This window comes from Brevibacillus soli (assembly GCF_044759095.2).
Classification (GTDB): domain Bacteria; phylum Bacillota; class Bacilli; order Brevibacillales; family Brevibacillaceae; genus JBIYSM02.
In genome coordinates, this window is the sequence record NZ_JBIYSM020000031.1 from 21183 (window position 1) to 39580 (window position 18398).

Below are 18398 nucleotides of genomic sequence, written 5' to 3' on the forward strand. Positions count from 1 at the left end.
CCATGCAACACGGGCTGTTTGATTTCGATGTACCCGGTACGCTCCTTTCCTAGTCGGAGCGGGAATGGAGTTTGTTCGCAAGCAAAATCCCCCCGGCTTCGGAAACCAACAGTGAGCCCTATAACTGATTTTCCGGGAGGGAACTTTCATGAATACACTTGTCAAGCAGCAGATTTGGGGAGGATTGTGTTTAACACTGGCAGCAGCGATCTGGGGGGGCGTTTACGTCGTCAGCAAGGTCGTGCTGGACGTCATCCCTCCGTTTACCCTGCTGATCATCCGCTTTGCCATTGCTCTGGCGGTCCTCGGCGCATTTGTCGTGGCCCGTAGAGAATACGTGGCGCGGCGTGACTTCCCGCTGCTGATGGCCATCGCCTTTGTCGGGGTCACCATTTCCATCGGCGCCCAATTTCTCGGGACCAAATTGTCCACGGCTCACATGGGAGCGCTGATCACCTCGGCTTCACCCGCCTTCATTGCGATTTTTGCCGTCTGGCTGCTGAAGGAGCGGCTGAACTGGTCCCAGATAGCCGGGATCGTATTGGCTACGGTCGGTGTCCTGATCGTCGTCGGTGTGCCGGATGCGGCGGATACCCAGTCTTCTTTGGCCGGCAACCTGATTCTGCTGGCGGCGGCGGTAAGCTGGGGGCTGTACACCGTCCTGAGCAAACGGGCGACGTCCACCTACTCCTCTCTGTCGGTAACGACCTACGTCGCATTGTTCGGCCTGATCTTCACCAGCCCCGTCATGGTCTGGGAACTGTCCACGACCTCTGTCAATTGGGGGTTCGGCTGGGAGATCTGGGCAGGTGTCCTGTACATCGGCATCATCTCCACCGCAGGAGCCTTTTACCTGTGGAACAAAGGATTCGAGCTGATGCAGGCGGGGAGCGGAGCCGGATTTTTCTTCATCCAGCCGATCGTAGGCTCGTTTCTCGGCTGGCTGCTTCTCGGCGAACATCTCGGCTTCAGCTTTTTTGCGGGAGCTTTGTTCATCTTCCTGGGCGTCGGTCTATCCAATCTGAAGCAAAAGGGAAAGTCTGCTGCATAATTGCGAGAGCACTTGCAAAAGTGCTCTCTCATTTTGAACAGAAAACTGATAAAGTTTGAGTAGGAGATGTTTTGATTTGCAAGCGCCTTTGCCAGCCTGCCAGCGCAGAGACGTAGACATGGGGATAAAGGGGGAGTTAGTCTCCCTTCCTTGTGAAACCCAGATGTTGAGCCCCCGCCCCGTGGATCGTCTCGGAGCGGACAGATTAACCCCTTGGCGGGCTGGCAACGAAGCGGTGCAAAAAAACGCCTCCGTTTTCCAATGAACGGAAGCGTCTTGCAGCGTACTACAATTACGGTAGCGCTTTTTTGTGCGCGGGATAAGCCTCGCGCCGCAACACTGCCCAGATGTATCCGGCCAGCGCCCCGACGACAGCCGGGACCAGCCAGCCAATTCCTTCAGCGTAGAGCGGGAGATTTTGGTACAGAGACGTCAATCCTTCCACCGGCAGTCCCAGCATTTTGGCTCCATCCACCAGGCTGACCGCAGCGGTGCAGATGGATGCGGCCACGTATACTGTGCGGTATCCCTTGAATATACCGTGCAGGAACGACAACAGGATGAGAACGATCCCCAGCGGATAGATCGCCACCAACACCGGAACGGAGACGGCTATCAGTTGGGTCAGGCCGACGTTGGCGACAGCTGCGCTGAACAAGCACAATACCGCAGCCACGGTTTTGTACGATACCTTCGGCATTTGTTCGGAAAAGTAGCGGCTGGAGGCGGTAACCAAACCCACCGACGTGGTGAGGCAGGCGAGTGTGACGGCTGCGCCCAGCAGTAGCAACCCCACAGGCCCAAACAGGTGTTGAACCAGCGAAGTCAGAATTTGTCCCCCGTTTTCCGATGCGCCCAACGAGACGCTGGTGGCGCCGAGATAACCGAGCGCCAGGTACACCAGCCCCAATCCGGCAACAGCAATCATGCCTGCTTTGACTGTAGTCCAGGTGAGTTTTCTCCGCTCGGTGATGCCGCGCTCTTCAATCGCAGATGTAACAACAATTCCAAATACCAGTGCAGAAAGCGCGTCAAGGGTCAAATACCCTTCCAAAAATCCCTTGATGAACGGATGCGCCTCATATGCTTCCGCAGGCTGACCCATTCCGCCCACAGGATTGAGGATCGCCTGCACAAACACGATTGCAATTATCAACAGCAGGGCAGGGGTCAGCACCTTGCCGATACGGTCTACCAGTTTCGACGGATTCAAGCACAGCCAGAAGGTGACCGCAAAGTAAGCGAGCGTGTAGAGGAACAGCGGCAATCCGCTGTCGCTTTCTCCCTGCGGCAAAAACGGCAAGAGCCCCATCTCAAATGCAACGGTGCCTGTGCGGGGAATCCCTAAAAACGGGCCGATTGCCAAATAGACGATCCATGTAAACACGATTCCATAAACGGGATGGACTCTGCTTGCCAACGATTGCAACTTTCCGCCAGTCAATCCGACGGCAACCACGCCGAGAAGCGGCAGCCCTACCCCGGTGATGACAAATCCCAGCATCGCGGTCCAGACACTGGTTCCGGCAGCTTGTCCCAAGACGGGAGGAAAAATCATGTTGCCGGCACCGAAAAACAAGGCAAACAACATGAGCCCCAATTTTATGGTTTCACTCTTTGTAAACTCCTGCATATGGTCCTCCACAATATGTTTATCTCCAAAGAACTTTTTACAGTATATATGAATTTTCTGTTTTTTATCAATGTCTATTTGTGAGAAAAATCAACAAAATGAAAAAAAGCCCGATTTTTTCACCGGGCGTTCAAATTATTGGTTACTTTTCCCTCCCAAATGTCTCTCCCCGTCTTGCTGCCCCTACCGCTTCCCATATGTACAGGGAAACGTAACTGCGCCACGGAGCCCAACTTTCCCCAATCCTGCGAATCTCTGTTTCACTCGGTTTTTCCGTCAACCCGTACACGATTTGAATCCCGTTACGCAGACCGATATCGGCCGCGGGCAAAAGGTCGGGCCGTCCCATTCCAAACATGAGCAAACACTCTACTGTCCATCTGCCGATTCCCCGCAGCGGTGTAAGGTAGTCAATAACCTCTTCGTCCTCCATCTGCTCCAGTTTGCCCAAATCTACACGGCCGTCCACTACCGCCCGAGCAAAATCAATGATATATTCCGCTTTGCGCTGACTATACTGCAGTTCCCTCAGTTGGGAAGGCAAAAGCCGCGCAACCGCTTCGGCCGTCGGAAATACCAGAAAGGCGTTGCCCTGCTCATCCATGAGCTGATCCCCTGCCAGCTGCAGCAGACGGTGTGTGAGCGATGCGGCGAAGGCTAGGTTTACCTGCTGTCCGATAATCGTGCGGACCATCGACTGAAACAGGTCTGGATCCAACAGGAAGCGAAGTCCGCGAAACTGTGTGACAAGCGGACGCAGCATCGGATCACCGCACATATGCCGGTAGAACGGTTCCAGGTCCATATCGGCGCTGAACATGTGACGAACCGTGCGTTCGAGCTCCTGTTGCTGGACTTCGGTCAGCTGCGCAGCCGTTTCCAGAAGGATTGCCGGGTCCTCGAGGGTACCGGCAAAACGCATCGTCACCAGCACCGGCTTCCCGCCGAGCCGAAATGCCCGTCGAATGACCCGCTCCTCCGCATGTACCAGCAGTTGAGGATCGGGATGGGAATCAAGCCGCCGCAGCAAGCGTTCAAACGAATACGGCGGTTTCATATGGATGGTCGCGGTATACATGGTTATCCCCCTTCTTTCCTTCTGCTACAGTAACACAAAAACCTCCAGAGAGACACCTCTGGAGGTTGATTTGACAAGCAGTCCTTTACTTGCTGAACAGACCTTTCAGGACGAACGCCACGTTGGCCGGACGTTCCGCCAAACGGCGCATGAAGTAGCCGTACCAGTCGTTGCCGTACGGTACGTAGACGCGCATTTTGTAGCCTTCCTTGGCCAAATCAATCTGCGACTGCACGCGAATGCCGTAAAGCATTTGGAACTCAAACTGGCTGCGCGGAATGTTGTATTCCTTTTCCAGCTGTTTCACATAGTTGATGATGTTGTCGTCGTGAGTGGCGATCGCGGCGTAGCAGCCGTTCAACAGGTGCTGCTTGATGATCTTCTTGTAGTTCTCGTCCACATCCGCTTTATCCGGGAACGCCACTTCCGGCGACTCCTTGTAGGCTCCTTTTACCAGCCGCAGGTTCACTTTCTTTTCCTTCAGCTTTTCAATGTCGTCAGCGGATTTGTACAGGTACGCCTGGATCACGGTACCGACGTTGTCGTAATCCTTGAGCAGTTCATCGAGAATTTTCAGGGTAATTTCATTGTGGGCGTAGTCTTCCATATCGATGCGCACGAAAATGTTGCCGTTTTTCTTGGCGGCGTCCAGAATGCGGCGCATGTTGGTCATGCACAACTCCTCGCTGATGTCCAGACCGAGCTGCGTCATTTTCAGCGACAGGTTGCAATCAACGCCGGATTGGTGAATCGCTTCCAGCGTCTTGATGCAGTAGTCAGCCGACTCGTTCGCTTCTTCCACGCTGAATACGAATTCGCCCAGATGGTCCAGGGTACAAACCAATCCTTTTTTGTTCAGTTCGCGAACAGCGTCAATCGCCTCGGCAATCGTTTCACCGGCCACAACACGTCTCGCGCCAAAGCGCAATCCCCATTTTTTCGCAGCCGCGTTCAACGTCTTGTTCTTGGAAAGGAACAGGAAAAAATCTTTCATTAGTTGTTCCATTGCAGAAAAGTCTCCTCCTCAAGTGCATGTCTGTCGTAATTTCTAGCATAAAACGTGCCAACTATTCTTACATCCAAACCATAAGGATATCGCATGAGTTCAAACACAATCATTTAACACATATGTACAAGAAGTGTGCAACCTTGTACACTTATGATCAAAAGCAGGCAGGTTCACGCTGCGCGATGTTTTCTTACCTTTCTGTTAGGATGTGATTTTTTGATACCGTTATTCTCACTTGATTACCCCATCGGTTCCCTGGCAAAACCGCTCAACTCCGCTCTTATCAACATACGCGGCAACCTTGGAGATGGTGTAATGACCATGGGAGACGAGCAGATTCCCGTCCTTGTCGTGGCGGAAACCCTCTCGCTTAAGGATGTCGGGGCCATACTGCGAACCCGTTCTTCCGCTGCCCAATATCTGGTGCTCGTCGACGGTCAGGGCCGTCCCACGGGAATCATTCCCGTTATGGAGCTGCTGCATCGCTTCGTCTCATTGGCCGCGAATCAATCCGCCCTGCTCGATACACTGCTGGACACGATGAGTGAAGCCATTACCATCGTGGACAACCACAATATCGTGCAGTACTGGAACACAGCCGCCGAGAAAATTTACGAGATTGATCGGGAACAGGTAATCGGGACACCGCTCGAGACACATTTTGCCAGCGAATCCATCCGACTGATCGAATCCCTGTCGGAAGGAACATCCGTGCAGCGGGTCTATCACGTACCTCGGCCCGACCGACACGTGCTGATTAACGCAGCACCGATCCGCCAGGACGGTACGATCATCGGCGCTATATCCATTGAGCAGGATATCACCGAACTGGTTCGCCTGAACGAAGAGCTTGCCGATACTACCGCCCATCTGCACAACTTACAGCAAGAGATGAGCCGCTTTCAGGCGGCGGATGACCCTTTCTATGCGATTAAAGGACATTCGGCCCCGATACAGGCCGCCATTCAGTCTGCCCGCAAAGTGGCGGCCACGGACGCCACCGTATTGCTCTACGGGGAGAGCGGCGTAGGCAAGGAGCTGTTTGCCAAAGCGATTCATCTGGCCAGCAGGCGACACGAAAAGCCGTTTATCGCCATCAACTGCGGCGCCATACCTGCCGCCCTGTTTGAAAGCGAGCTGTTTGGCTACCAGGGAGGCGCATTTACCGGAGCGGAGAAAAAAGGAAAACCGGGCAAGCTGGAGCTGGCTCACGGCGGTACGCTTTTTCTCGACGAGATCGGCGAGCTGCCGCTGGAGCTGCAGGTAAAGCTGCTGCGGGCCTTGCAGGAACGTCAATTTTACCGCGTGGGCGGTACGGAGCCGATCACGGTCAACACGCGGATAATCGCCGCAACCAACCGCCAGTTGGAGCAGATGGTGTCTGAGGGGCGCTTCCGCGAGGACTTGTACTACCGTCTCAACGTGTTTACGTTGGAAATTCCACCGCTGCGCGAACGGCGGGAAGACATTCCGGAACTGGTGCAAATCTTCCTTCACGAATACTCAATCACCCACGAGCAGCCCGTTCCCCGGATCGCTCCCGAGGTGATGCAGGCGCTGTTCGACTACGCCTGGCCCGGCAATATTCGCGAACTGCGAAACGTGATCGAGCGACTCTCCATTCTTCAGGAAGGGGGAGCGATCCTGCCGGAACACCTGCCCGGCCCGATCCGGACAAAAGCAGAACTCACTCCTCCATCGCTGACGCTGACCACCGGCTATCCGCCGACGTTGCGTCCCGCCCCCACTTCTGCCGAACAACCGCTGGGTGAAAAGGAGCGGATACTGGCTGCGCTGGATCGCACGTACGGCAATAAAAAAGCGGCTGCGGAGCTGCTTGGCATTTCTCGCGGCACGCTGTACAACAAAATGAGAAAGTATGGGATTGATTATGGGGAATAGCCGACTCGTTCAGTTCAAACCGGGAGAGTTCCAAGCCGTTTACGCCGGCGAAACCATTCAACTGCTGCCAAAAGAATACGCCTTGTTCGAATTCTTGTACAACAACCGAAACCGTTCCTTTTCCCGCGAAGCACTGCTCGACCATGTTTGGCCGCTGGAAGAGCCGAGTGACCGGACCGTGGATGACCATATCTACCGGCTTCGCAAAAAGCTGAAAAACTGGGAGACCCTGTTCACCATCGATACGATCAGAGGATACGGGTACAGATTGACGCAGAAAATGCCGCTTTCTCCTGACAATCCCCTGATACACGACAGCGAATTCCTGGAAAGCGTCACAAAGCTTTTTTCCAAATATCACGGGATGGGTATGGGTGCTGCCATGCAGACGCTTGCGGCCAACCAGGATGTCTTAGGGATAGAAATCGACCCGTTTTACCGCGTGTACATGCATTTCGTCATGGGCGATTTCCGCTGGATCGTGGAAACGGACGAACTTGCTTTTTGGGAAAAAGCGTTTTACCTCGTACACATCTGCCTGACTTTTCAGCTGGATGCCGAGCAGGCTCTTCCGTACTTCGAGCGCATCGTCGAACAAAAGCAGCTGCTCCCACCGGTGTGGCAAAAAGATTTTGACCTGAACATAATCGGAGTCTATTTGGAAACAGGGCGAATTGAACAGGCAAAAGCACAACTGGAGGCCATTGAACCGATTATCACTGCGATGAACTCCAATAGTTTCTCCCTCATTTTTCACGTAAAACAACTCTATTTCTCCATCTATACCGGAGATCACCGCTTGGCCAAGGAGGCGATTGAAGCTGCCGAAGCCTTGCTGCGCAACATGCCCATGCAGCGTGAATTAGGCACATTTTCCATCGCCAAAGGGCTGTGGATGTACAGACAGGGAAAACCTGCGGAAGCGCGAGAGATGCTGGATGAAGGCATTGAAGTGCTCAAGCGGACCAAGTTTGTGCCTCATTTGATTAACGGTGTGCGTCACATTCTTCTCTTTCTGCGCAAATTTGATACCGATCCGGAATGGAAGCGGAAGTACGAAAAAGTGTGGCAGCAGTTGGCGGAGCAGTACCAGTTTGCCGAACTGGAAAAGATCATGATTCCGCTGTTGAAAAACCGTCTCTGATCATGCTCTGACATTTCCCCCGTACGCTTGAAGGAATCACTCGAGCAAGGGGGATTTTTGATGCTTTGGAAAAACCGCACGTTCATGAGGATGTTTACGGCATATGGACTTTCCACATTGGGGGACTGGTTCGACTTCATCGCCGTGTCGATTTTGCTGGGGTTTGTTTGGAAAGCGGAACCGATGACCATCGCTTTGCTCCCGCTGATGTACGCCGGCCCGGGCATTCTGTTCGGACAATTCGCGGGCATTTACGCCGACCGCAGCAACAAGCTTCGCCTCATGATCCTTACAGACATCATCCGCGCCGTGTTAACGGGTCTGTTGTTGTTGGCGCCAAATCCTGCGTGGCTGTTGCTGTTGCTCTGCCTGCGTTCGAGCGTCCGAGTGTTCCATACACCCGCCCAGGAAGCATTGACGCGCCAGGTGGTCCCTGCTGATCAATTATTCAAAGCGACCACCATGAATGGGACCGTGTTTCAGCTTGGGAAGGTGCTGGGTCCACTGCTGGGTGGAACGCTTGCCGCCTCCGTATCCCCATTCATCTGCCTGATGGTAAACGCGTGCAGCTTCGCCGTCTCCGCCATCCTGCTCACGTCAATCGGCAGCGTAGGGGAAACACATGATCATGGGGCTCGGAAGCAGCAAAAACAGAGCATTCGCGAAGCCTGGAAAGAGGGCTGGCTGGTGATATTGAGAAATCGCCTGCTTTTGGCCAGCACCCTTTTTTCACTCATTGGGCTGATGGCGATTCAGTTGGTCGACGCGCAGTTTTCCGTTCTCTTTCGCGAAAAGGCGCCCAATCACCCGGAAATCATGGGGTGGACCCTGAGCGCTATCGGTATCGGCGCACTGCTTACGGTTGCGGGCCTCAACCGTTTATCCGAAATCCGCTCGTACGGTTGGCTGCTCGGGGGCGGGCTTCTGCTTATCGGGTTGATGTTTGGATGGCTTGGGACGTTTCAGCCGGGATCGGGATTCCATTGGCTGCTCGTCGCATCCTTTGTCGGGGGAATCGGAACAGGTCTTTCCGCTGTCGGCTCCAACTTCTTGCGGCAAAAAGAAACGCCCAAGGAGGCAATTGGGCGTGTAACCGGCATTATGGAATCTCTCTCCAGCGGCGCATTTATCATAGCACCCCTGATCGGCGGTGTATGTATTACTTTGTTTGGGGTAAGCCTGACGTTTCAGACCATCGGGTTTATCACAGCAGCAATTGGTGCGATCGGCATCCTGCTGCAGTCGGTCATTTGGGGGCGGCACCCAGACGCTGTCAAGGACGTGCGGGCATCAGCCTGATCATCTTGTCATCTCCGGTCCTTTCCTCACCGCGGCCGTCACGATTGCTCGTCAGGATGTAGAGGGATCCGTCGCTTCTCTCGATCACATCGCGAATCCGACCGTACGTGTTCTGAAAAAAGGAACGAACTTGCCTGGATTTCACATCGATTTGCAGAATCTGTTCCCCTCGCAAAGAGGCAACCAGCAGGCTGCCGCTCCATGGCCCCGTCGTGACATACGTCATTCCCGACGGCGCCCAGGTACTGCTGCCGCTGTGCAATAGCGGGACGCTCATTCCGCTTGCCTGCTGACTGCCCTGAACAATCGGCCAGCCGTAATTGGCTCCCGGTGTGATCCCATTGATTTCATCGTTGGCCGAGGCACCGTGTTCGGAGCTGTACATCCTGCCGTCCACCGGGTTCCAGGCGATCCCCTGCGGATTTCGGTGACCCCAACTGTATACGGGAGACCCCGGAAAGGGATTATCCGCAGGAATCGTCCCGTCCAGATTGAGGCGGAGGATTTTGCCTCCCAGGCTGGAGAGATCTTGCGCATTTTGCGGAAAACCTGCATCTCCGGTGGTGATGTACAATCGCCGGTCAGGGCCGATTTTCAGGCGGCCGCCGTTGTGGATGCGTCCTCCCGGAATCCTGTCGATCAGCACCTTGTCTACCGTTGCCCTGTTGTTTTGTTCCCGCAACCGCACGACGCGATTCAAGATCATTCCCTGGTCGCGGTAGGTGTGGTATACGTACAGGAAGCGGTTGGCTGCAAAATCCGGATCGATCACAAGTCCCAGCAAGCCGCCTTCTCCTTCGCTGACGAACGGGGCTGGAAAGGAAATGACCGGCTGCGGCAAGAGCCTCTCACCTTGGATGACCCGTACCGTACCCGGGCGCTCCGTAAAAAAAATGCGCCCGTCCGGCGCGAAGTCGAGTGCCCACGGAACATCCAGATTTTCAGCGACAATGTCGGGCGTGTAGGGAACGACCGGCTGCAATGCGCTTTTTGACTCGCATCCGAATTCCGTCAGCAAGAGGACCGCCGCTGCGATCCAGATGACCCATCTGTTTTTCATGCCAATCCTCCCGATCCAAGTTGCGCATCGCGAACCCATTTCCCGGATCATAAGTTGAGGCTCCGCCGCTCTTCCAGCTGTCTTTGCAGGATGTACTTGCGCAAGGTGTGAAAGTAGCGGGATCTGATCGTTTTTATTTTACATCCGTAGAAGTAAAACGAATTGTCAATTCGTTCATGTATCACCTGCAGGCTTGCGTGCACCAGCCCATCCTGCCGGTTTCGTCCGTACAGCTCGACAAAAAAGAGGAGATCGCTGGTAGAAGGGACAGGTCTTTGTGAGCGAAAGGCCAATCCCCCCAGACTTACATTGATCAAATCCACCATCTGATTGCGTACACCGAACGGATCGGTATTGTCAGCTGAGCGATATTGAATCCAGGCCCTAAGATCGGTGTCAAAACGAGGATACCGACGACGCTGCTCGCGGAATTCGCTTGCTGTCGGAGAGCGGAAGAGAAAGACGCGGTTGTCGTCTTTGGCTATCACCACCGCCTCAAAGTTGGTAATCGTCTCATAATGGCTGGTCATCAGGCACGGCAATTGATCTCCCACGGTCACGTTCAAGCGGTCAGGAAACACGGCTTCGATCAAGTCGCCTTCGTCGTATGTAACGCTTCCCTCATACATGGTTTTGCCCATCTTGATCTGCAAGATGCTGTCCATCTGTTGCCTCCACAATCATAGTTTAACCGGCGATCTGCCTACCTCGCGCCGAAAACGCGTCAATCTTTTTTCGCAAAATGAGGTATAATGGGGAGGACTAATTCTGTTATATTCGATAGTAGTGACATTCTACAAATCGAAAGGAGAGAAGGCGCATAGCTCTCCGCCTTTTAAAAGGCGAGTCTCCTGCGCTGTTTTTCATGAATCGTTATCAGTTAGTGACACTCGCATTGGCAATCGGGGTGACTGCCTGTCTGGTCGGCATTGGTATAGCCATCGGCGAGCGCAGCATTCTCGGCATCATCGCCGGAATCGCCGGTACCGTTCTGCTCATGGGCGCAGGCTTTTCTTACAAACGAAAACACTTGCGTTAAGATACCCACCCGTTATCGTCGCAACAGCAGGCTGTTTACGTAAAACAGCGCGGAAGGAAATCCCTTTGCCTGCTTTAAGAGCTGCCTGGCGATCGTGTAAATGCGCGGTTGACTGCGGTTTACCTTGCGATCAGCGAGGTAAAACGCCACCAACCCGTCCACAATCATACGGTGAAATCCGGAGTTAGGCAAGCCGACAACGCTTGCCTTTGCTTGTTGGATGAAGAACTGAAGCCGCTCGGTCGCTTCACGTTCCGAACTGTAGTAGCTGACAAAATTGAGATCGCCGCCAAGCCTGTCCTCTTCCAAATCAATCAGGTAGTCAAGCAAAATGTGAAGCCCGCAGATCCAGGGGAGATACGCACTGTTCAAGGATGCGATCAACTCCTCGTCAAGATCCGGCTGCGTCGCCAGGCAAAACAGGGCAAAGATGCCGATGGTCGAACCGGCAACTGCAGAAAACTCCTGCCAGTAAATCTGCGGATACTCTTCCCGATGGATTTCCCACCAGGCGAGCAGCTCTCTTTCGCGTCGGTCGTGGGCAATGTGCTTGTACACCTGCAGATCGCTGTACAGGCGGGATAGTTTCAACACGTGCGGCTGAATTTTGGCGTAGGACGGAAGCTGACTCATATAGGACTGACAGGTTTGCACCAGGGCGGCCAAGTAGCCGCCGTCATCCTTTTCCTCGCGATACCGATAATACTCCTGAAGCGAAGCGCCTGGTGTCAGCGCGTCCTGCATGGACCTGTGCAGCTGGCGAAAATCCTCCGGATCGAGCGACGTGCTGCGGTCGCACAAGTTGTCAAGGTAGTCGCTGATCGTTTGATAGGCGACGATGAGCGGCACGATTACGGGTACGTATGGAATGACCTGCGCGGCATAAACAGCGCCCCCTTGGCAATGGAACTTTTTCGTGTCCATGCTGGCCAGAGCCTGCTTTCGCAGCTCCGGGTCCGGGATGTTCTGCGCTCGCTTGTACCAGGCGGCAAACTCCGCCTCCAGTGTTGGCTGTACGTGTCGATACATCCTGTAGAGCAGCTGCCACGGCTTGCGTAGCTCCCTCACGCCATTCCCTCCCTTACCATGAATATTTTACCACAGTCGCTTCTTCTTCTCCTCATTTTTGCCCACGAAACCTGCACCTATCCGATCAATCGCTTGGCCTCCAGATACAGAACGAGGATAAACTTTTTTGTGTTGATGCGCGCTGTGGACACGGAAGAATCGCTGTCGTTTTCCAACTCCAGCATTTTTTTGCGCACTTCCGTAAAGTCAAAAAAATGAGAAGCGTATTTCTCGAATTTAGGGTTGGTGTAGTCGGTCAGACCGAGCGAAGCCAGGTGAGTCAAGGCCTGATAGATGGCCCTCCGGACACGCTGCTCCGCGGCTTTCACTTCCTTTTGCACATCGGCTGGCGAAGCGAATACCCCCGCTTTTTTGACGGCTACATTGTGAAAGATCTCTTTGAGTGAGGGGAACTTGTTGTCGTAAGGGTTTTCCTTTTCGTTGCGGTAAATGTACTCCAGCATGTCCAGAAGATCTTTGCTGCCGCTTTCACCGATCATCCCCAGCTCGGTCAGAAGGTATTTACCTGAAGTGATGATGCCAGGCTCCGCAAACGGCTGTTCCTTCTTCTCCCTGGGCTTGCCCATGCCGAGCACGCTGAGCGACTTTTGAATGTCCTCGATGGACTTTTGCAGCAGCACCCGCTCACTCACCTTTTGAATGACACTGATCACTTCCAGCCGATTGACAGGTTTGGTGATGAAATACTCAATTCCGGTCGAATAAGCTTCCGCGATCATATCTTTCGATTCGATTTGCGAAATCATGATGATTTTGCCGTCAAACCCCTTCAGCTGCCGCACCGTCTCAATTCCGTCGCGATTCGGCATCAACAGGTCGATCAGTAAAATATCCACTTTCTTCAACGCCAGCAAATCTGCATCTACCAGCGAGCCATCCTCGGCCTCCCCGACCACTTCGCCAAGGTCGGCGTCCTCAATGATCTGAGACAGCATCGATCGAACCGCCTGATCGTCATCCGTAATGAAAAACCGCATAATATCAACCTTTCTGCACAAGACTGGACACCGGCATGCGAATGATGAACACGGTTGTAAATCCATCGGTGTTTTCTTCTACGGCAATCGTGCCGTGCAGGCTCTCCACCAGTTCCTTCACATAGGAAAGTCCGATTCCTGTAGAGGGTTTGCCGGAAAAATCGAACTTCGTGGTAAACCCGGGCTTGAACAACAGCTCCTTGTCCTTCACCGAGATCCCCTCTCCGTCATCTCTTACCCGAAACTCGATCCATTCCCGGTCTTCGACGACGGCAATGGAGACGGTCCCTTGTTCGCGAATGGCTTCGACTGCATTGGCTACGAGATTGTTTAGCAGGGAAAGCGTGGTGTAGATGTGGCAATCTGTGGGGGAAGCGCTTATGTCCGTGACGAACATAACGTCTTTGCCCAGCAGGCGGGAGTACTTTTGATTGGATCGGACAATAATCTCGATCAGATCATGGATGTTCATGTAATCTGTGGCATTCTCGTGCGAAATCATTTTGGACAGGCCGGCGTAGATCCGCTGGTTGTCCTTTTTGATCTCATGCACCTGTCCGGCAATCCGCAGCGCTCTCTGGGCGAAACCTGTCCCGCTTGCGGCGGGCGTCTCCTTTAGCTGACGGTACAGCTCATAGCAATCACGGGTGATTTCTTCCACGTGCTGGAGCGTTTTTTTCAGCTGAACGGATTCCTCGTACAAGTTGGAGATCATCATGAGCGAATGCTCATTTCGGATACGCTGCTGTTCCTCCATCCATTTTGCCTGCCGCAATTGAATCATGTTGAAGAAACTGAGCACAAAAAAGCTGCGAATCAGCGCAATTGCGGCAATTTGTCCCATGACCGGCAGCGTGACCACCGTATCCAGGACCGGAGAGCGCAGCGCCAGCTCCATCATATTGGCTGCGATTTCGGCACCTGTGCCCATCAATCCGACCAGCAGCGGGCGATGGTGGTACTGATTGATTCGCAGCAGCGAAAACATCAAGCCGTATGTGAGATAAAAAAAGAACGCGGGCAGATGCAGCCGGTAAGATGCGGAGATATCGAACCCGTCAGCAAAGAGCCAATCCAATCCGATCCGGAACAACACCACGACGATTCCCGCCATCATTCCGTTGAGGGCCGAAGGAATTTTTCGAATCCATAACAAAAAGAAGAAAAAGGCTGTCGTCCCGAAGCTGACCCGAAAATCGTCGTTAAAGGGATGAAACTTCAGCTCTCCCGCGATCGGTACCATGACCAGCATCAACAGCAAAATGTATACGTTCTCTCTCATCAGGCAGCACACTTTCTTTGTGCAAAGTTTTTCGACATTATTTTACTATAATATTGTATAGATTTTTGTAGTTTTTTATAGGTATGCGCTTACAATGAGCATAAGTGTGACTGCTATCCATTTGTTGCCAATAAAATATTGTATAATTGCGAAAAATGGATAGTATTGTTACTGAACACATTACAAAAATAGTAAGGGGGACTATCAGATGAAAAAACGCAGTTACCTTCTTTCTCTCGTGCTGCTGCTCACGATGTCGATCGTAACGGCTTGTGGCGGAGGCGGCAACAGTGCTGGCGACGGTAAAGCCGGCGGCAACGATCCTTCGCAATTGATCGTCGCAACAGGCGGCACCGGCGGTACATACTATCCGCTCGGCGGCGGTATGGCAGACCAAATCACCAAAAACGCCGGCATCACGGCAACGGCTCAATCGACCGGTGCTTCTGCCGAAAACATGCGTTTGCTTCGCGACAAGAAAGCTGATATCGCTTTCACGCAAAGCGACATCGCCGAATACGCGTTCAAAGGCACCAACATGTTCCAACAGGACGGAAAAATCGAGTCGTTCAATGCTATCGGCGCTCTGTACAACGAAACCATTCAAATCGTCGTTGCTGCTGACAGCAATATCAACAGCGTCGCTGACCTGAAAGGAAAGCGCGTTTCCGTAGGTGCTCCAGGAAGCGGTACCGAAATGAACGCTCAACAGATCCTCGAAGCCTATGGCTTGAAGTTTGAAGACCTGCAACTGCAGCGCCTCTCCTTCGCTGACTCTGCGAAAGCAATCCAGGACGGACAACTGGATGCCGCTTTCCAGACAGCAGGTACGCCAACAGCTGCGATTACTGAACTGGCTGCTACCAAAGGCGTAAAAATCATCCCGGTTGATGCTGACAAAATCGATGCGATCATCGCGAAATATCCGTTCTACGTAAAAACCACCGTTCCAGGCAACACCTATCAAACGGTGCCAAACGACGTCACAACCGTATCCGTCAAATCCATGCTGGTTGTTCGTGCCGACCTGAGCGAAGACCTGGTGTACAAAGTAACGAAAGCAATCTTTGAGAACACCGATAAACTGGGTCACGCAAAGGCAAAAGAAATCAAGCTGGAAAGCGCGTTGGCCGGCGTAAGCTTGCCGATTCATCCGGGAGCAAAGAAATTCTTTGAGGAAAAAGGCGTTAAGTAAGTGATTCATGTTGAAAAACGAACAGGTAATGAAAAAGAAAGGGCGGACAACGTTCCGCCTTTTCTCCTTGCTGCTTTTGGCTGCGATCTGTTTATTAAGCGCTATCATTCCCCTTTTTCACGTACTCGTCGTAAGAGATGCCAAGACGAATCAACTGGTATGGAGCGGGCGCGTCCAAGAGGAAAGTCCGTTTGCCATCCGCTGGATTCATTCCATTCATCGATCTCCCGTGATCGAGTATTATCGCGTACGCGGCGAGCATATCGTCCTCATCGAGATGAGCTTCAAGGACTATGGAATCGGCATGAACAGCGAACTGGCTCCCGGTGAACAACTGGTGACAAAGGATGACGGATTTCACATCGTCAACATGAATCAGGTCTTCCCTGCTCTTCACCTGTTTATCGGACAGGTCAGAGCTAACCATACACTGCTTTTTGGAGAAAAGGAGATCCCGCTTGCCTCGCTGGTTTCACCCGGCAAAGCGGTGGTGATTCGAGTGGAAAAACAATCAATTCTTGAAAAGATTGGAGGGTACTAAGATGAGCACACAAAACATGAGTCAGCAAGAGATGGAACAGCTGATCGCGAAGTACGACAAGGAATCGGCTGTACGACAGCTCTCCGGACCAATGAAGTGGATCGGTTTCGGATTACTGGTTCTTTTTTCCGTATACCAGCTGACAGCTACATTGTTCCTCACGCTGCCGCCACAGATTCACCGGCCCATCCACCTGGCTTTTGGGCTAGGCCTGGTCTTCTTGCTGTATCCGGCGCGCGCGAAAGACAACAAAAATAAAGTAGGCCTGATCAACATCATCCTGGGGGTGATCAGCGTCCTCGTCTCCCTGTACTGGGTGTACGACTACGAAGGCCTGGTTCAACGGACAGGGAACTACACCACGCTTGATATGGTGATCGGCGGGGTGGCTATCGTACTGGTTCTGGAAGCGGCTCGCCGCGTCGTCGGCCTGCCGATCGCCATCATTGCGGCACTCTTCCTGCTCTACACCTATTTTGGCCCGTACATGCCTGGTTTCCTGGAACACCGCGGCTCCGACGTTGAACGGATCATTGGCCACACGTACTTTACACTGGAAGGCATTCTGGGCACTCCGCTCGGTGTCTCTTCCACGTTTATCTTCCTGTTTATCCTGTTCGGCGCCTTTTTGGAAAAAACAGGCGTAGGCGAATACTTTAACGACCTGTCGCTGGCCATCGCGGGACGCCGCATTGGCGGTCCGGCAAAAGTAGCTGTTTTTTCCAGCGCATTGCAAGGTACCATCAGCGGCAGTTCTGTCGCCAACGTGGTAACTTCCGGGGCCTTTACCATCCCGATGATGAAGCGTCTGGGCTATCGACCCGAGTTCGCCGCCGCCGTCGAAGCGTCGTCCTCGACAGGCGGACAAATCATGCCGCCGGTTATGGGTGCTGCCGCCTTCCTCATGGCGGAATTTATCGGAGTGCCGTATCTGGAAATCGCCAAATCCGCTGCTCTGCCGGCAATCCTGTTCTTTGTCGGGATCTGGATCATGACTCACTTCGAGGCAAAGCGACTTGGGCTGCGCGGCCTTACAAAAGAAGAACTCCCTGACAAAAAAGAAGTGCTGAAAAAGCTCTACCTGCTGCTGCCAATCTTGATCATCATCGGCGTATTGATGATCGGTGTGTCGGCAGAGCGTTCCGCCATTATCGGTATTGTGTCCACGATCATCGTCGGAGCATTTCGCAAAGAGACGCGCATGTCGCTTGCTGACATTTTGGCAGCACTTGCGGACGGTGCCCGCGTGGCACTTGGAGTGGTCGCTGCAACCGCTTGTGCGGGTATCATCGTCGGTACCGTCACCCTCACCGGTATCGGTTTGAAGCTGGCGAACGGTCTGATTGACCTGGCCGGCGGTATCCTGATTCTTACCTTGTTCTTTACCATGATTGCCTCGCTGATCCTGGGAATGGGTACGCCGACGACGGCAAACTACATCATCACCTCCACCATCGCCGCACCTGCGCTTGTTCAAATGGGCGTACCGGAGATCGCGGCGCACATGTTTACCTTTTACTTCGGAATCGTGGCGGACATCACGCCGCCGGTTGCTCTGGCCGCCTTCGCCGCGTCCGGTATTGCGAATTCCAAGCCGATACAGACAGGCGTCGAATCCACCCGCCTATCCATCGCTGCCTTCATGGCACCGTACATCTTCGTGCTGTCACCGCAGCTGCTACTGATCAACACCACCTTCACGGAATCGCTGTGGGTGATGTTTACCTCCACGGTCGGCATGATTGGAGTAGGGGCCGGCTTGATCGGATTCTGGATGTCCAAACTGAATCCGCTGGAACGCGTTTTCGCTGTTGTCGGCGGGATCTTTGCCGTCGTTCCGGGACTGACCACCGACCTGATCGGTTTTGCCATCCTGGCAGTTGTGTTTGGTCTCTCGATGTACAAAGCCCGCAAACAGAATCTACCGCAAGTCTCTTAAAACCCGCCCGGCAAAGGCTTACGCTGCGCCGAGCGGTGCCCCTCCCTACTAAGAAAACCCACCCGGCATTAACTAACGCTTCGCCGGGCGGGGCCCCGAACACTTTTCTAGCGGCTGTATGGGATGTCCAAATTTATAAATTCTTATACACTAAAAAATG

16 protein-coding genes are annotated in these 18398 nt (G+C 53.4%); 8 read left to right on the forward strand and 8 right to left on the reverse strand.

Going from position 1 to position 18398, the window contains the following annotated elements; translation table 11 throughout:
- The first annotated feature begins 148 nt into the window (after window positions 1–148).
- Entirely contained in the window at window positions 149–1051 is a 903-nt protein-coding gene (locus ACE99V_RS13645) for a DMT family transporter (RefSeq protein ID WP_400491647.1), read from the forward strand.
- Between the two features lie 292 nt (window positions 1052–1343).
- Here ACE99V_RS13645 and brnQ read toward each other — a convergent pair whose 3' ends face one another.
- The 3 genes from brnQ to ACE99V_RS13660 all read right to left on the reverse strand — a co-directional run bounded on the left by brnQ (window position 1344) and on the right by ACE99V_RS13660 (window position 4768).
- Window positions 1344–2684 carry a branched-chain amino acid transport system II carrier protein gene (gene brnQ, locus ACE99V_RS13650; RefSeq protein WP_400491648.1) on the reverse strand — a complete coding sequence of 447 codons (1341 nt, stop codon included), beginning with the start codon at window positions 2682–2684 and terminating at the stop codon, window positions 1344–1346.
- Window positions 2685–2826: 142 nt separating this feature from the next.
- Entirely contained in the window at window positions 2827–3762 is a 936-nt protein-coding gene (locus ACE99V_RS13655) for a DNA-3-methyladenine glycosylase family protein (RefSeq protein WP_400491649.1), read from the reverse strand.
- An 85-nt stretch (window positions 3763–3847) separates the two neighbouring features.
- Window positions 3848–4768 (reverse strand): proline dehydrogenase family protein, encoded by a 921-nt coding sequence (locus ACE99V_RS13660; RefSeq protein ID WP_400491650.1) that lies wholly within the window; start codon window positions 4766–4768, stop codon window positions 3848–3850.
- A gap of 318 nt (window positions 4769–5086) precedes the next feature.
- On the opposite strand from ACE99V_RS13660, the gene ACE99V_RS13665 reads away from it, so the two are divergent.
- Genes ACE99V_RS13665 through ACE99V_RS13675 form a run of 3 tightly spaced genes read left to right on the forward strand, consistent with a single transcriptional unit; the run spans window position 5087 to window position 9116 of the window.
- Window positions 5087–6673 carry a sigma-54 interaction domain-containing protein gene (locus tag ACE99V_RS13665; RefSeq protein ID WP_400491679.1) on the forward strand — a complete coding sequence of 529 codons (1587 nt, stop codon included), beginning with the start codon at window positions 5087–5089 and terminating at the stop codon, window positions 6671–6673.
- Window positions 6663–7817 (forward strand): winged helix-turn-helix domain-containing protein, encoded by a 1155-nt coding sequence (locus ACE99V_RS13670; protein ID WP_400491651.1) that lies wholly within the window; start codon window positions 6663–6665, stop codon window positions 7815–7817. Before ACE99V_RS13665 ends, ACE99V_RS13670 begins: the two co-directional genes overlap by 11 nt.
- A gap of 60 nt (window positions 7818–7877) precedes the next feature.
- A complete protein-coding gene (locus tag ACE99V_RS13675) occupies window positions 7878–9116 on the forward strand; it encodes an MFS transporter (protein ID WP_400491652.1) in 1239 nt (412 codons plus the stop codon).
- Here the strand turns inward: ACE99V_RS13675 and ACE99V_RS13680 are convergent.
- Both ACE99V_RS13680 and ACE99V_RS13685 read right to left on the reverse strand, forming a co-directional pair.
- Window positions 9091–10176, reverse strand: coding sequence for a PQQ-dependent sugar dehydrogenase (locus ACE99V_RS13680; RefSeq protein WP_400491653.1), 1086 nt, complete (start codon window positions 10174–10176; stop codon window positions 9091–9093). The genes ACE99V_RS13675 and ACE99V_RS13680 overlap by 26 nt on opposite strands.
- A 47-nt stretch (window positions 10177–10223) precedes the next feature.
- Complete coding sequence (locus ACE99V_RS13685; RefSeq protein WP_400491654.1) at window positions 10224–10841, reverse strand: PilZ domain-containing protein; 618 nt, start codon at window positions 10839–10841, stop codon at window positions 10224–10226.
- 200 nt (window positions 10842–11041) lie between these two features.
- Between ACE99V_RS13685 and ACE99V_RS13690 the strand changes: the two genes are divergently transcribed.
- Window positions 11042–11215, forward strand: a complete 174-nt coding sequence (locus tag ACE99V_RS13690) for a DUF5325 family protein (RefSeq protein WP_400491655.1) — start codon at window positions 11042–11044, stop codon at window positions 11213–11215.
- 12 nt (window positions 11216–11227) lie between these two features.
- Here the strand turns inward: ACE99V_RS13690 and ACE99V_RS13695 are convergent, their stop codons facing one another.
- From ACE99V_RS13695 to ACE99V_RS13705, 3 genes are all read right to left on the reverse strand, one after another.
- Window positions 11228–12283, reverse strand: a complete 1056-nt coding sequence (locus tag ACE99V_RS13695; protein WP_400491656.1) for a tetraprenyl-beta-curcumene synthase family protein — start codon at window positions 12281–12283, stop codon at window positions 11228–11230.
- A 77-nt stretch (window positions 12284–12360) separates the two neighbouring features.
- Window positions 12361–13281 carry a response regulator gene (locus ACE99V_RS13700; protein WP_400491657.1) on the reverse strand — a complete coding sequence of 307 codons (921 nt, stop codon included), beginning with the start codon at window positions 13279–13281 and terminating at the stop codon, window positions 12361–12363.
- Window positions 13282–13285: 4 nt separating this feature from the next.
- Complete coding sequence (locus ACE99V_RS13705) at window positions 13286–14563, reverse strand: sensor histidine kinase (RefSeq protein ID WP_400491658.1); 1278 nt, start codon at window positions 14561–14563, stop codon at window positions 13286–13288.
- 208 nt (window positions 14564–14771) lie between these two features.
- Here ACE99V_RS13705 and ACE99V_RS13710 point away from each other — a divergent pair, with 208 nt between their 5' ends.
- The 3 genes from ACE99V_RS13710 to ACE99V_RS13720 are packed head-to-tail and all read left to right on the forward strand — an operon-like array spanning window position 14772 to window position 18238.
- A complete protein-coding gene (locus ACE99V_RS13710; protein WP_400491659.1) occupies window positions 14772–15758 on the forward strand; it encodes a TAXI family TRAP transporter solute-binding subunit in 987 nt (328 codons plus the stop codon).
- A 7-nt stretch (window positions 15759–15765) separates the two neighbouring features.
- The gene (locus ACE99V_RS13715; RefSeq protein WP_400491660.1) at window positions 15766–16299 is read left to right on the forward strand and encodes a DUF1850 domain-containing protein; all 534 of its coding nucleotides are present in this window, start codon (window positions 15766–15768) and stop codon (window positions 16297–16299) included.
- A gap of 1 nt (window position 16300) precedes the next feature.
- Window positions 16301–18238, forward strand: coding sequence for a TRAP transporter permease (locus ACE99V_RS13720; protein ID WP_400491661.1), 1938 nt, complete (start codon window positions 16301–16303; stop codon window positions 18236–18238).
- Window positions 18239–18398: the final 160 nt, after the last annotated feature.